Source organism: Desulfosediminicola flagellatus (assembly GCF_005116655.2).
Lineage (GTDB): Bacteria > Desulfobacterota > Desulfobulbia > Desulfobulbales > Desulfocapsaceae > Desulfopila > Desulfopila flagellata.
The window spans coordinates 1338673-1354107 of the sequence record NZ_CP050698.1 but is presented as its reverse complement, the minus strand read 5'-3'; the positions used below and the strand labels follow the sequence as shown (position 1 = coordinate 1354107).

12 protein-coding genes are annotated in these 15435 nt (G+C 45.4%); 6 read left to right on the top strand and 6 right to left on the bottom strand.

The window, feature by feature from the left end:
• Positions 1–3: 3 nt before the first annotated feature.
• Positions 4–1596, bottom strand: coding sequence for a phosphoglycerate dehydrogenase (gene serA / locus FCL46_RS05725; protein WP_136805418.1), 1593 nt, complete (start codon positions 1594–1596; stop codon positions 4–6).
• A 483-nt stretch (positions 1597–2079) separates the two neighbouring features.
• Between serA and gltX the strand changes: the two genes are divergently transcribed.
• The 6 genes from gltX (at position 2080) to feoB (ending at position 9407) form a co-directional block, all read left to right on the top strand.
• Complete coding sequence (gene gltX / locus FCL46_RS05720) at positions 2080–3564, top strand: glutamate--tRNA ligase (RefSeq protein WP_136805417.1); 1485 nt, start codon at positions 2080–2082, stop codon at positions 3562–3564.
• Positions 3565–3642: 78 nt separating this feature from the next.
• On the top strand, positions 3643–5331 hold the full coding sequence (locus FCL46_RS05715) for a glutamine--tRNA ligase/YqeY domain fusion protein (protein ID WP_136805416.1): 1689 nt from the start codon (positions 3643–3645) through the stop codon (positions 5329–5331).
• Between the two features lie 169 nt (positions 5332–5500).
• Entirely contained in the window at positions 5501–5731 is a 231-nt protein-coding gene (locus tag FCL46_RS05710) for a FeoA family protein (RefSeq protein ID WP_136805415.1), read from the top strand.
• Positions 5732–6086: 355 nt separating this feature from the next.
• Positions 6087–6314, top strand: a complete 228-nt coding sequence (locus FCL46_RS05705) for a FeoA family protein (RefSeq protein WP_217909565.1) — start codon at positions 6087–6089, stop codon at positions 6312–6314.
• A gap of 291 nt (positions 6315–6605) precedes the next feature.
• Positions 6606–6839, top strand: coding sequence for a FeoA family protein (locus FCL46_RS05695; protein ID WP_136805412.1), 234 nt, complete (start codon positions 6606–6608; stop codon positions 6837–6839).
• A 354-nt stretch (positions 6840–7193) separates the two neighbouring features.
• Positions 7194–9407 (top strand): ferrous iron transport protein B, encoded by a 2214-nt coding sequence (gene feoB / locus FCL46_RS05690; RefSeq protein ID WP_136805411.1) that lies wholly within the window; start codon positions 7194–7196, stop codon positions 9405–9407.
• Between the two features lie 397 nt (positions 9408–9804).
• On the opposite strand, the gene FCL46_RS05685 is transcribed toward feoB, so the two are convergent.
• The 5 genes from FCL46_RS05685 to FCL46_RS05665 all read right to left on the bottom strand — a co-directional run bounded on the left by FCL46_RS05685 (position 9805) and on the right by FCL46_RS05665 (position 15425).
• Entirely contained in the window at positions 9805–10491 is a 687-nt protein-coding gene (locus FCL46_RS05685; protein ID WP_136805410.1) for a hypothetical protein, read from the bottom strand.
• Between the two features lie 12 nt (positions 10492–10503).
• Positions 10504–11082 (bottom strand): sigma-70 family RNA polymerase sigma factor, encoded by a 579-nt coding sequence (locus tag FCL46_RS05680; RefSeq protein ID WP_136805409.1) that lies wholly within the window; start codon positions 11080–11082, stop codon positions 10504–10506.
• A 298-nt stretch (positions 11083–11380) separates the two neighbouring features.
• A complete protein-coding gene (locus FCL46_RS05675) occupies positions 11381–12919 on the bottom strand; it encodes a gamma-glutamyltransferase (protein ID WP_167505741.1) in 1539 nt (512 codons plus the stop codon).
• The gene (locus FCL46_RS05670; protein WP_136805407.1) at positions 12916–14058 is read right to left on the bottom strand and encodes a carboxylate-amine ligase; all 1143 of its coding nucleotides are present in this window, start codon (positions 14056–14058) and stop codon (positions 12916–12918) included. The genes FCL46_RS05675 and FCL46_RS05670 overlap by 4 nt, the downstream gene beginning before the upstream one ends.
• Before the next feature lie 179 nt (positions 14059–14237).
• Positions 14238–15425: a M20 metallopeptidase family protein gene (locus tag FCL46_RS05665; protein ID WP_228723334.1), complete on the bottom strand. Its 1188-nt coding sequence runs from the start codon at positions 15423–15425 to the stop codon at positions 14238–14240.
• Between the last annotated feature and the right edge of the window lie 10 nt (positions 15426–15435).

Sequence of the window (15435 nt, the reverse complement as noted above, 5' to 3'; positions counted from 1 at the left end):
GAGTTAAAAACCATTCAAATCCAACCCCTGAGCGGCACTAATATGCTTTAAAGATTGCACAGTAGTTAGAAGTTCTTTCGATATAAGCTGGTCGGTGCTGAGGAGAATTATATTCTGATTACTCTCCTCTTCCCTGCCAACTGTCATTCTTGAGATATTTACTCCTGATTCACCGAGTACTGTACCTAAAGCACCGATAACCCCCGGAACATCTTTGTTAAATACAAGCAACATAGGACCGGTTGGCTGTGCTTCAAGCCGGAAGGAATTCAACCTCACCAACCTCGGTTCCTTTTTGCCAAAGACCGTACCGACAAGAGTATTTTCACCTTCGCTGGTTGTAACCTTTACTGAAAGTGCATTGGTAAAATCACCTGCCTGATCTGTTTTCGACTCAACTACCCGAATCCCCCTGTCTCTTGCAATGACAGGAGCATTCACATAATTTACTGCATCTTTTAAGATCGGGGTAAACAACCCTCTAAGGAAAGCAACGGTGACCGGACTGGTGTTCATATCCGCAAGTTCACCACTGAATTCCACGTTGATTTCCTTGATCCCCCCTTTAGATATTTGCATGTGCATTGAGCCAAGCATTTCTCCAAGAGTTATAAAAGGTCCTACCTGAGCGAGAACCTCACTACTTACAGAAGGAACATTTACAGCATTGGTCACTGAACCACGTAAGAGATAATCGCTGACCTGTTCTGCAATAATAAGCGCCACACCTTCCTGCGCTTCACTGGTTGAAGCACCCAGATGAGGTGTACAAATAAAATTATCCAGATTCAGCAGTGGGCAATTTTCGTGGCTTGTCGGTTCAGTGGCAAAAACATCAAGGGCTGCGCCGCCAATTACCTGGTCTGTAAGTGCATGAAACAGTGCCTTTTCATCACACACACCACCACGGGCACAATCAATGAACATCGCATCGTTCTTCATATTGGCAAAGAATTCATGCGAGATCAGGTTAGCAGTCTCCTTGGTTTTCGGGACATGCACAGTAATGTAGTCTGATCTTTTCGCAAGGTCCTCAAGACTGACCAGTTCAATCCCTATCTTCTCAGCCATCTCTACAGGCATGTGCGGATCATAGGCGATGGTTTTCATCCTGAGTCCCTGTGCCCGACTCGCAGCGATAGAGCCGATACGTCCTATACCAATAATGCCAAGAGTCTTACCTGTCACCTCCCGGCCCATGAATTTTTTCTTTTCCCACTTTCCAGCTTTCATCGAAGCCGTAGCCTGCGGGATGTTCCTCGACAACGCCAGCATCATTGAAATTGCATGTTCAGCGGTAGTCACAGCGTTGCCGTCGGGAGCGTTCATCACCACAATTCCACGCTCACTGGCTGCAGGAATATCAACATTATCAAGACCGATTCCTGCTCGGCCTATAACTTTCAGTTTATCAGCAGCTTCAAGGAGATCAGCTGTAACTTTTGTTGCACTTCGTATTACAAGACCATCGTATGCACCGATAATCTTCTTTAATTCTGCCGGTTCCAGACCGGTATTAACGTCAACTACAAGACCTGCTTCTTCAAGGACTTTCACACCAACCGGGGATAAATTATCACTGACCAGTACTCTCATCTCGACTCCTTTGCTCTCGCCTGCACGTAAATACAATCACGATAGAACCTGAGATTCTCCGCAACCATTAAAATTTACGCGACCACTAGTGCCTGTCGCGACCTCTCTGAAAAACAGCTGTACTTATCGATAAATCTTAAAAATATACTGGGTTCCCCCTTTGAGAACAACAAAAAAGGCAGGAACACTTATACGCTAACTCCATGGCCTGTACCATCTGTCGTATAAATACAGCAATCCAAAACAGCTCAATGCTATTGAACATTGATCTTATTAAGTATATATAGCATGCACGTTGTTCGGGATGAGCACATTGAATCATCCGATGCTTTAAGGCCATCCCTTGCAATTCTTTTCCTGCCCTGAAATTTCGCAGCAGAAAAGATGCACCGCAGTTAAATAGTGCTTACCACTATCTCGTAAATTTACTGATACACACATAGATAATTGAGTTACAGAATTAACGAACAGGAGCAGCCTCCCATGACAGAGACACGATTACGATTTCCACCCAGCCCAACCGGTTACCTGCATATTGGTGGAGCCAGAACCGCCTTGTACAACTGGTTATACGCCAAAAAGAATGGTGGAAAGCTTATCCTGCGAATAGAAGATACTGATACTGAACGTTCAACCAAGGAATCCATTCAGGGAATCGTTGATGGGCTTGAATGGCTTGGTATAGACTTTGATGAAGGACCATACTTTCAAACTGATTTCAGCAGTGACCATAAAGCTGCAGCCGAGAAACTCCTGAAAGAAGGCAAAGCGTACAAATGTTTTTGTACCAAAGAGACACTCGACGCGAAACGGGAAGCTGCTCTCGCTGCCAAACAGGCTTTAGGCTACGATCGTACATGTACCAACCTAAGCACTGAAGAAGTTGCGCAAAAAGAAGCTGAAGGTATCCCTTACGTTATTCGTTTCAAGGTTCCTGACGGGGATCGTATGATTGGATATGACGACAAAATTCTCGGTCGTATCCAGTGCAATATTAAGGAAATAGACGACTTTGTCATTGTTAGATCAAACGGTTTACCACTCTATCTGCTCTGCAACGTTGTCGATGATATCCGGGATCGCATCAGTCATATAATCCGTGGGCAGGACCATATGACAAATACCATTCGGCAAATACTCCTTTACGAAGCACTTGGAGCACCGGTACCTGTTTTTGCTCATATGCCGCTTACACTCGACACCAAGAAAGCAAAAATTTCCAAGCGAAGTCACGGTGAGATAGTCGCAGTACAATTCTATCGCGATCACGGCTTTCTGCCCTGGGCTTTTAACAACTTTCTTGTTCTCTTGGGCTGGTCTGAAGGCAATGACCGGGAGATCTACTCAAAAGAAGAACTTATTGAAGCGTTCACCCTTGAACGTATCAATAAATCCAGCTCTATTTTTAATTTTAAGAAAGACGATCCAAAGTTCTTTACTGACCCCAAAGCCATCTCCATAAACGAGCATTATCTTCGCTCAATGGATATTCGTGAATTAGGCACTCTCGTGAAATCCGAGTTGCAGGCTGAAGGTCTCTGGGACGATGCATATGAAGGTGACAAAGCCGACTGGTACCATAACACTCTTGATATGATTCGTGATCGTTTTCATACTCTCAAGGATTTTACCAGCCTTGGCCGGGCCTATTTTGGTGATGACTTTTCGGTTGAAGAAAAGCCGTTAAAGAAAAACATTCTTAAACATGAAGGCCTGAAAGAGTGGTTCCCAATTCTTGCCGATCGCTATGAGCAACTCAGCGATTTTAGCCTCGAAGAGGCTGAGCGTGTAGCCCGTGAACTTGCAACAGAACTTGATATCAAGCCTGGAATTATCATTAACGGTATGCGAACGGTTGTTACCGGACAGCTGGCAGGCCCTTCAATGTTTGATATACTCATGGCAATCGGTAAGGAAAAAGTTGTCCAACGACTTCGCAACATAGAGAAACTCTACCCGGCCGAATAATACTAATGTGCCGCTGCGTTGAATAGTACATTTTCTACCCAGCCACATATACAGGCAACCATAATCTGAATTGAAAAAATGGAATCTAAAGAAACCCTTGAAAAAAAGCCTCTGGATTTTATCCGACAGATCATTGCTGACGACCTGGCTACAGGAAAGCACAAAACTACGGTAACCCGCTTTCCACCTGAGCCTAATGGCTTTTTACATATTGGCCATGCCAAATCAATCTGCCTGAACTTTGGTATTGCTCTTGAGAACAACACCAAGTGTCATCTTCGATTTGATGATACAAATCCGAGTAAAGAAGAAACCAAATACGTAGAGTCTATCAAAACTGACGTACATTGGCTTGGGTACGATTGGGGAGAAAATCTTCATTTTGCCTCTGACTATTTTGATAATCTTTACGACTTTGCCGTCCAACTTATTAAAGGCGGCAATGCATATATCTGCGACCTTAACGCTGATGAAATGCGCCAGTATCGTGGAACGCTTACTGAGCCGGGTAAAAACAGTCCGTATCGCGACCGCTCACCAGAAGAAAACCTCCAGCTTTTTGAGAAGATGAAAGCGGGTGAATTTGATGAGGGTTCGCATGTGCTCCGTGCAAAAATTGACATGGGTTCACCAAACCTGAAAATGCGTGATCCTGTAATTTATAGAATCCTCAAGGCCCATCATCACAGAACAGGTGACACCTGGTGCATCTATCCGATGTACGATTTCACTCACTGCCTCTCTGATATGCTTGAAGAGATCACACATTCGCTCTGTACTCTTGAGTTTGAAGACCATCGTCCACTCTACGACTGGGTCCTCGATACACTTGAAACACCGTGTCATCCACGTCAGATTGAGTTTGCCCGTCTCAACCTCACCTACACAGTCATGAGCAAGCGTAAAATCCTGCAACTGGTAAATGAGCATCATGTAGATGGCTGGGACGATCCACGAATGCTCACCATATCCGGGCTTCGTCGCAGAGGGTACACTCCTGAATCAATCCGTAATTTTTGCAATACCATCGGTGTCGGGAAAAAATCAAGCTGGATAGACATGGGTGTTCTCGAGAAATCTATTCGAGATGATCTTGATCCTAAAGCTCCACGCGTTATGTGTGTTCTGGATCCGCTTAAAGTGATTATTGATAACTACCCCGAAGATTTGACGGAAATGGTTAGCGGTAAAAATCATCCTAAAGATCCTGAAATGGGTACACGGGAAATCCCTTTCACCAAAGAACTCTATATCGAGAAGCATGATTTCATGGAGAATCCTCCAGGAAAATTTCATCGGCTCGGACCGGGGCGTGAAGTGAGACTCCGTTATGGATACCTCGTCACCTGTGTCTCATACGATAAAGATGAAGAAACCGGAGAAGTCACTGCTATCCATTGTACGTATGATCCCGAAACTAAAGGTGGTTCTGCTCCTGATGGACGTAAAGTCAAAGGAACCATTCACTGGGTATCCGCCGACAAAGGTATTGAGTGTGATGTTCGACTCTATGACCGCCTGTTTAACCACGAAAACCCTGATGCGGACAAAGAGGTAGATTTCAAAGAATACCTTAATCCCGAGTCGAAAGTGGTTATCACCAATGCTGTAGCAGAACCTGCCCTTGGAGAATTTGAGCCCGGTAGTCGTGTTCAGTTCGAAAGAACAGGATATTTCTGCATAGATCCAATTGATTCAAAACCAGGAAGACCTGCATTTAATCGTATTGTCACCTTGCGTGATTCCTGGGCTAAACAGCAGAAATAAGCCGATCTGTACATCTGTCAGCCTGTTGGCATTATTCCCAAAGCCCCCTGAGTTACTATTTACTCAGGGGGCTTTTTTTTGTTGATTGACACTATTCATCTTCGAAGGTATACAGATTACTCATAGCAAAACATGTACCATCCCTCTAAAGCATTAAGGAGCATCTAAAATGTCTGTAATCAATATGCGTCAGATGAAAAAACAACAGGCAGGAACCATTAAAGCCGTTAAGGTTGGAGGGGAACTGGGACGTAGAATTCGTGAAATGGGTCTGGTCCCCGGTACAGATATAATCATACAGGGTCGTGCCCCCTTAAATGATCCGGTTGCCCTGCGCGTAATGGGTTCCACCCTTACTCTTCGCAACAACGAGGCTGACCATATACTGGTCGAAATATAGTCGTAATCTGACATCCCCTATTACATCTGAAGCACTGCCAAACCACATATCATTGCTGCTTTTAAGCTATCAGTTTTCATGTAATCTTTTGATAGTTTTATGCTGATTAAATAGTATCTTCAGCCAGACAACTACTATCCACTTTTACATGTAAGTTCTGCTTCACAGCCACACTTTTAGTCATTCCTAAATATCTTTCATGTCTTGTATATTTATATTGACGCCAGTGATTGTTTGTAGTACCTAAAAGAGGAAATTATTTGGAGGCACATACACTTTGACTAAAATGGTACAGACATACAATTGCATTGCTGAAAAACTTAAAGACTGTTTCTGTCGGAATCAATGTGGCAACATGGTTCGACCATTGTCGCAACTCGACAGAGCAGGAAAAGTACGAATATGCAAAGTTAATGGAGATCGTCAACTCTGTGCCAGAATGGCAGCGATGGGGCTTTACCCTGGAACTGAAGCTGAACTCATTTGCCCGGAAAATGGTAGCCAGTGCATCCTGAAGATACATGGCGGGAAAGTTTGTCTTGATCGTACAATTTCTGAGAACATTCTTGTAGCAGGACGCTAATCCGCCCGAATTAAGTCCGACAATGTCGGACTATTATTTTGCCCTTCGAGTTAGGGCACGCTAATACATTACGAGACAGGTAAAACTATGTGGGAAAACATCATCCTCTGGTCAATATTAGGTTGTTGCGCATTTTTCGTAGGTCGAAGATTCTTTCGACAAATGCGGACTGCCTTAGATCCCAAAGCAAATGCTACCTGTGATTGCAGTTGTTCCGGTTGCGGAACATCCAACTGTAATGACAGGAAATAATTTTAGAAGTATCACTTTATCCACTAACAGGAGAAGAGAATGCAGACAATCGCATTACGCCAAATGAAGAAAGGTGAAAGCGGCTCAATTACCGCTGTAAAAGCAAACGGTGAACTTGGTAGACGAATTCGTGAGATGGGCCTTATCCCTGGGGCAAAAGTCACTATTTGCGGAAAAGCGCCTCTCCAGGACCCGGTAGCCATTCGTGTCCTCAATACCACATTGACGTTAAGAAATAACGAAGCGGATTTCATTCAGGTGGAAATCAACTGACAGATCCCTCCGTAAAATTGAAAAATCAGACGTACTCCCAACCGAAAGAAGCATAATTTAGCTGCCAACAACTGGTTATTCATAATCGAAGTTTGAGAAATTGAACCAGTTACCTGCGCCGAACTGACATGATCCGTTCGTTCACCGGATGCCGGGAGGGTGTCCGACAATGGCCTTTTGCCCAAACTCTTTGGAATGTTCAAAAAATAATGCTCGAAATATTGAATATATGTCTGTGCTTATTTTTTGAACATTTCTCGATTTTGACCAAAATCCCTATTGTCGGACAGCCTCCCAGGAGTATCGACCGAATTTTAATGTATTTTAATTCCAATTTCACCTTACTAGAATACCATGACTAGCCAAATTACAATGGCCCTTGCAGGAAATCCTAATGCGGGCAAGACAACCTTATTCAACCAGCTCACAGGAGCCAGACAGCATGTCGGCAACTATCCCGGAATCACCGTAGATCATAAAGAAGGACGGCTCGAGCATAAGGGAAGAAAAATAGCTATCACAGACCTGCCCGGAACCTACTCGATGACCGCCTACTCTGCCGAAGAACTTGTAGCCCGCGATTATCTTGTAAATGAAAAGCCACAGGTTGTTGTTAATATTGTAGACGCTTCAAACCTTGAACGTAATTTATATCTTACCTGCCAGTTTCTTGAGCTTGGTGTACCTATTGTTATCGCACTGAACATGATGGATGTGGCTAATGACAGGGGCATGGAGATAAAAGCAGAAAAGCTCGCACAGCTTCTGGATATTCCTGTCGTCCCTATCGTCGCCCGTTCCGGCAAAGGTGTAGACGAGCTTATGAGTGCCGCTCTGCAAGTTGCCGACGAAAGGCGTGTTTTCAGCTCCCGCGACATCCCTTACGGAGATGACATCGACGAGACAATTACTGCAATTATCCAGAAGATCGAAGAAGCACAATTCCTCACCCATACCTATCCGGCGCGATACACTGCCATCAAGTACCTCGAAAATGATGAGCAATTTATACAAATAGGCAGAGAAGCAAGCCGCACTGTCGCTATGGATATCGAGCAACTTGTCGAGCGGGTAAGTGAACACACCCAGAAGACCCTGGATGTCTATCCTGAAGCAATTATAGCAGATCATCGCTATGGTTATATTAAATCCATTGTCCGCCAAGGTGTAGTAACCCACAAATTTGATAGTGACCGTCTATACACATCTGATAAAATTGATAAGGTCCTCACTAACCGGTTACTGGGACCGCTCTTTATGTTCGCAGTGATTTTCGGGCTATATCAGTTCACATTTTCCTGGAGTGAACTCCCTGTTTCATGGCTTGAAGAAGGGTTTGGATGGCTTGGCGGTGTTGTTGAATCAACATTACCGGAAGGGTTACTCAAGTCGATGATTATTTCCGGTGTCATTGATGGCGTCGGTGGCGTGCTTGGTTTTGTGCCGCTCATTATGTTTATGTTTTTTGGAATAGCCATTCTTGAAGATTCAGGCTACCTGGCACGAGTAGCTTTTATGATGGATCGTATCTTCCGTATTTTTGGTCTTCACGGCTCTTCTGTCATGCCTTTTATCGTTTCAGGCGGCATCGCAGGAGGTTGTGCTGTTCCAGGTGTTATGGCTACCAGAACCTTACGTTCTCCTAAAGAGCGTATGGCGACACTCCTTACCGTTCCCTTCATGAACTGCGGAGCAAAACTGCCGGTTCTTGCATTATTAATCGGTGCTTTTTTCAGTGATAATCAAGCGCAATACATGTTTCTTTTTACGATGCTTGCCTGGGTTGTCGCTTTACTTGCTGCGAAATTGCTCAGATCTACAGTTCTGCGTGGTGCTCCGACTCCGTTTGTCATGGAGTTACCACCGTATCGTTTCCCGACTTTGCGCGGTCTGCTTATTCATACCTGGGAACGAACCTGGCAATATATCAAAAAAGCGGGAACTGTGATTCTTGGTATATCCATCCTGCTCTGGGCATTAATGACCTTTCCAGGAATGGATCAACACGATCTTGCCTCCTTTGAAAACACAAGAGAAAACATAGTGGCTGCATACCCTGCAGAAGTTGCAGCCGAACTAGAGCAGAGTGAAACAGAACTATCTGAAGCAGCCCAGAAACTTCAGAATAAACTTCTCGAAATTGACAATCTTGAAGCTGAAGCGACACTGAAAAATTCATTTGCTGGCAGAATAGGCACCTCTCTTGAGTCTGTTTCATCGATAGCCGGTTTCGACTGGAGAACAAATATTGCACTCGTAGGCGGGTTTGCAGCAAAGGAAGTTATCGTATCGACCCTTGGTACTGCCTACTCTATGGGCGAAGTGGATGTTGAAGAGTCTACATCATTAGGAGAGAGGTTACAGCGTGACTCAGGCTGGAACAAAGTGGTCGCCGTTGCTGCCCTCGTGTTTATCATGTTTTATGCGCCGTGCTTTGTCACTGTTGTATGTATTGCCAAAGAATCGTCATGGAAATGGGCCACTTTTTCAATGGTCTTTAACACTGTCTTTGCTTTTACCATGGCAGTTATCGTCTTTCAGGTGGGAACAATGTTACATCTAGGATAGCAATTGTATCACATCTCTATGCTGGATTAGGACAACATGACTGCCCCAAACAGGACAAAGCTAATACTCTGTTTTTACAAATCATTATGACGAGTTGAATGTTGTTTTTTTCAGAAATGACAGGATATTGGCAGATACAAAAATGAAAAGCGCCTGACTCACAATGAGTCTGGCGCTTTCATAGGGGGGGAAAGGAGAAAATTAATTCTCTCACTTTCCTTTATTACAAGACTAATGCCAGTTTGATCCCAAAAGACTAAACCTCAGAACAACAGCACGTTACTTATTGTATGCGTCATAAGTGATTTACAACCCAAAGCGGAAATAACCATTTTTTTCCCACTTCAAATCAATAATGGGCAAATTTTGCACACTTTTGCACACTATTGACAACCGATCAGGTAACAAGCGCGTACACCTGATCATTACTCTTATACAATTTGATACTGTCCCCATCGATATTGAAGGAATAGACTCTTCCTTCTTCCAGGCGAAAATCGATTTCATTTTCTTCCACCACAAAGACTGACACCAGAACACCACCCTTCTCATATAACATATGGACAGCCTTGCAATGACCCAGGTGACAAAACCTTGCACCTTTGACTGTATATCCGCCTACAAGTTGTTCAGGCGGTAAAGCAACACCTTCTGCATTAGCTGCAAACCAGAGAGCAGGATCATTCACCGGATCAAAAATCGCTGATGCCTGACCATGATCCCGGTAATCCGCCTGAAGGAAATCCCCGAACTCATCCATTGATGAGAACCCGGTATTCTCTCCTGTTGTGAACCCAAAAATGATCACAACAGCTAGACACATCGCAGAAACAGCAGCAATCAGTCCTTTACGGGAAGTCCTCGGATCTGATCGTTCAATACTCAGATCAACACTGTTTTTCAAACTGGCTGGTATAGGCTCACAACACAGAGAGTCAACTATCAAACGGTCAAGCATCTCATCTTTTTTTAACATGTCACAGCATGGTGCACATTCTTCAGCATGCCTGTATGCCTTGTCGGCTTCAGAGACATCGTGCATATCTCTGTTTTCCAGCCATGCGGCAAAACTTTCACATTTCATGGTTGGTCCTCCTTATAGCAGCATACTGGCCAGATGAACAATCTTGCCACCTTTTCTACTTGCATTTGCCGATTTCAACAGAGTGCTTTTCAACTGCTTTTTTCCTCTGGCAAGTCTGGACATTACCGTTCCAATCGGTACATCAAGAAATTCTGAGATTTCCTGATACGTCATATCTTCCATATAATAGAGCATTACAACCGTCTTAAACTTCTCGGACAGGGTTTCCAGTGCCTTATTCACTTTGACCTTATCGAGTTTTTTTTCCAGGACTCCGGCAAAGTCATCAGCACCGGTATCGACAATGTTCCGGAGATACCCCGAACCATCATCTAACAACGGCCGGCGAAGGAACTGTCGGCGCTCACGCAGAAAATGACTGCGAAGTATTGAAAACAACCAGGCCCTGCATTTGCTGCGATCCCGCAATTGATGAAACTTGCGATACGCTGTGTACATTGTTTCCTGCACCAGATCCTCGGCATCATATTTTTTGCCTGTATACTTGAGAGCCATGTTGTACATAAATTCCAGGTGTGGATATGTAAGCTCTTTAAATTTCTTACGATCAACTCGCTGTAAAAATCCCATCCGGATCTCCCACCTTTCAAACAAATAACGTAACTATTCAGTCAAGACCTCATACGTACCCTTTTCTGTAGGCCGTAACTGTTTAGCAGTGCTCCAGATGGCCTCAAGCGGGACGATTGGCTATAGTATGCCTATGCGAAGCGTCCTGATCGGGAGCAGACTGGGTGCTGCTGAATAGTTACCAAAAAACTTCACTATCTAACAGCACTTCCCACTTCATATCGCTGTAATTGTCTTCAGACGCACACGGTTTCTAGTTTTAAGAGCCTGAAGGGGTAAAAACTATTCCATTCTATTCTCAATCTGCCTGAATTTCGGAAACAGCTCCTCCCCTGCGTGAATCCGCAGCGCCTATCTGCCCTGGCACAACACAATGAACGCCACCGAAATAGACATCTTTCCCCTGCCACACATGAACCTGCTCACCAGCCTCAATCGCCTTAACTGCCTCAGTAGAAAAACCAGGTTCTATCTGCACACAGTTTTCATCCCAATAGAGACGCGGTGCTTCAACCGCTTCATCAATCCCGCGACCATAGTCAACAACCTGCCCCAGAACCTGGCTTATTGCTGTTCGTATACGCTTAGAGCCACCGCTGCCTATCACCAGTTCAATCTCGTCACCTTTTTTTAACAACGAAGGTGACATCATCGAATGTACCCGCTCTCCAGGAGGGCTTGAATGAAACCCTTCAGGATGCAGGTCGTCTTCCCCCATCATGTTGTTGAGCATAATTCCGGTTGAAGGAGCATAATATCCTGAACCTTCACCATTTGAGCAGGTCATTGAGGCACAGTTACCATCACTGTCGGCAATGCTAATATGGGTTGTTCCCCGTGAGAATAGTCGGCCTGAGTCATCGCTATCGCTAACCTGCCTTGTAGCAAGATATGCTTCCAGCGCCCTGGGGTTTGTTATCCCCTGGCAGCGGAGTTTTTCAACAGTTTTCATCCTGTGTACCGTCTGAAGCAGATAAGCAGATGAACCCCATTCATATTCTGTGGGGTCCACGCTATCTGCCAGGGCCAGCGATAAACCTATAAGCGTCCCACCCATTGATGGTTCAGGTGCTGTAAGCAGGACTGAATTACGATATTTCACCCCTAATGGTTTTCGTTCATGCACAGTATATCCGGCAAGATCGTGAAGCGTGAGCAGACCGTCGTTCTGCCTCATCTCCCGGGCAATCGCCTCTGCAATATCTCCCCTATAAAAATTTGCATCTCCTTCAAGGACGACCTGCTCAAGATAGTCTGCAAGTTTTTCATTCACCAGACTGTCTCCTGCACAAATGTAATTGCCCTCTGGCATATAAAGTGTACGCCCTACTTTGTGAAACGTCATTATTGGTCGCAACAAATCTAAAAAGTGACCCTGATGACCGTTTAGTTCATGACCCATTGCCAATCTGCGGGCAGGCTCAACAACATCCCTAAGCCCAACTACACCGTGTTTTTTATGGATATGCAGGAGTCCCCGCAATGTACCCGGAACTGCAACGGATCCCATACCGATATTGAACACCTGCGCAGCACCTGAAAAATTGACCGTTACAGGAAAAAAATGCGGCTCAAGCTCATCATCCAGATGCCCTTTCCCGGGAGTATCAACAAAGAAATCAACACATATATCCTGATTGCTCCGGGCATTAAACCCAAGCATAAAGCCTCCACCACCAAGACTTGTGAGGGCTGGTTCAACAACTGTTGAAGCAAAACCTGCCGCCACAACCGCATCAAAGGCATTTCCGCCAGCCTCAAGAAGTATGGATGCAGCCCTGCACACCTCGGGATGTCCGGCAGCAACGATAGATTTTGTATATTTTCTACTACTCACAGCCAGAACTCCCTGTTGAGTTTTCGAATCATCTCCTGAAAATCGCGGCTCTGCTGATACAGTTGCCGCTGATGTACCGCCGTTGTGTCATCAACGAGAATTCTTCGTATTTTTTCCAGATAGTTTTCACAGCCCAGACGAATGCTCATTGGCTGAACACGATGAATAAGGTGCAGTATCGCGGTTTTCATATCCGTTACCTTTTCAGGTAACAGTTCTAACGGATCAATGAACCTGCCCTGCAGACCATGCCTCGCAGCCTGCCATTTGTTTGCCCTCATAAAATAGACATCGCATGGACCAAAATCGCCGGCCGTTTCTGCAAGAGTTGCTACAAGACATTGCATCAAAGCGACCAACCCCAGAATAGCGTTGAAACGTCCGGGCAGATCACAAATCCGAATTTCCACAGTCCCATATTCAGGATTTATCCGGGCGTCCCACCAGAGATCATAGACAGACTCAATAACACCGTAAGATATTAAGCTGTTGACAGTTTCTTCGTACTGTTGCCAACCTTTGAAATACGAGTAGCTTCCAGACAGAGGCAGAAGTTCAAACAACTTTGTCCGATATGACATGAAGCCGGTATCCAGGCCTTGATAGAATGGTGAGGATGCTGATGCGGCAAGCAGAAGTGGTAAATATGGTTGAAGTCCGTTGAGTACCTTGATTGCCGTGGTACGGTCAGGTATACCGACATGCAGATGAAAACCCTGAGAAATAAACTGCCGCCCTACCAGTTGAAGTTCATTAATTATTTTCAGGTATCTCGGATTGTCAGCTAACCGCTGGTCTGATATGGAAGCAAAGGGATGTAAACTTGCGCAGTAAAGCATCGCGCTGTTATCTGCAGCCAACTCTTCTGCAAGTGAGCAGGTTTGTTGAAGATCGTACTCAACATCGGCAAGAGAAAAACAAATACCGGTTTTGATTTCGAGAATCGACTGAATAAACTCTTCCGCCAATCGGGGACGGAGAAGTGGCGGGGCATTTGCAAGTAACTGCGGAGCATGTGGAGCGAGATTTAAAGAAGACTGATCAAGTGTTTGAAATTCAATTTCTACCCCGAGTGTGTACCGGGCGCTGGAGTTGAATTCCAGTTTTTCTCTTTGCTCCCGGTTCACCTCTGGCTGCATATCAATCTCCTCCAGGAGCCTGGCCGAGAATAGGAATTTTGGTCAAAATCGAGAAATTTCCAGAAAATAAGCACAGCCATATAATCGATATCGAAGTCTCACTTCGTTCGCTTATCTGCGAGCATTATTTTATGGCAATTCCGAAGAATTTGGGGAAAAGTGCATTCTCGGACAGGCTCTTATACATCCCCCAGCCAGCGTAACGCCACAGCTGCAAGCCATGATGCACCAACAGGCAATACATTCTCGTCGAAATCATATGTTGCACTATGTGCCGGTCCGGCACCATCAGGATGTTGTGCACCGAATCGAACCAGGCACCCTTCGGTCACCTGCTGATAAAATGCAAAGTCTTCTCCCCCCAGGCTCGGGTGCCCCTGGGAACCAAGGCCATGTTCACCAACAACAGATAACGCCGCCTCTTTTGCAGTTACTGTAGCAACACCGGTATTCACAACCGCTGGAAGACTGTGAGTAAAGACCACGTTCACCTCAACATCATGCAGAGCTGCAATGCCAGCGACAATTCGCTGAATACCCGTAATCGTCCGGGCACGGCTCTCCGAGTCTGTCGCTCTGAGCGTCCCCTCAAGCACAGCTTCATCTGCAATAACGTTGTGGGCAACTCCGGCCTGAACCCGGCCTATTGAGACAACTGCTGAGTGATTTGGGTTTGTTTCACGGGAGACAAGAGTCTGTAAAGCTGAAATGAGACTCGCCGATGCAACCACCGCATCAGCAGCTTCATGGGGTCGTGCAGCATGTCCACTGCGCCCCTGAATAGATATAGTAAATGGTTCGGCCCAGGCACAGATAACTCCCTGATCGACAGTTATAATCCCCGTTGGAAAGTGGGTGTCAATATGACCGCCAAATACAGCATCAACCCCATCCAGGACACCCGCATCTATCATTGCCGCAGCACCGCAGCCGGATTCTTCGGCTGGTTGGAAAAGAAAATCGATGCGACCATCAAACTTCATTTTCTGTAACAGTGAGGCAGCACCAAGCAGCATGGCGGAATGACCGTCATGCCCGCAGGCATGCATGCGCCCCTTATAAACTGAAGAAAATGGTAAACCTGTCTTTTCAGTTATCGGCAGAGCATCCATATCAGCCCGAAGCGCGACATGTCGGGTGGCAGCCGTTTTTTCACCAAGGGTGGCAACAATTCCGGTACCTGCAATGCCCGCCCTGAATGGTATTCCAAGCTCGGACAACCGGTCCTGAATGTATCGTGCCGATTTATCTTCTTTAAAACTGACTTCAGGATGCCGATGAAGGTAGCGTCGAATCGTTAACATCCAGTCAAACAGTTCTTCGGATACAGTAGACTCCGCCCCTTTGGGTAGTGCTAATATTTTCAAGGTAGTTCCG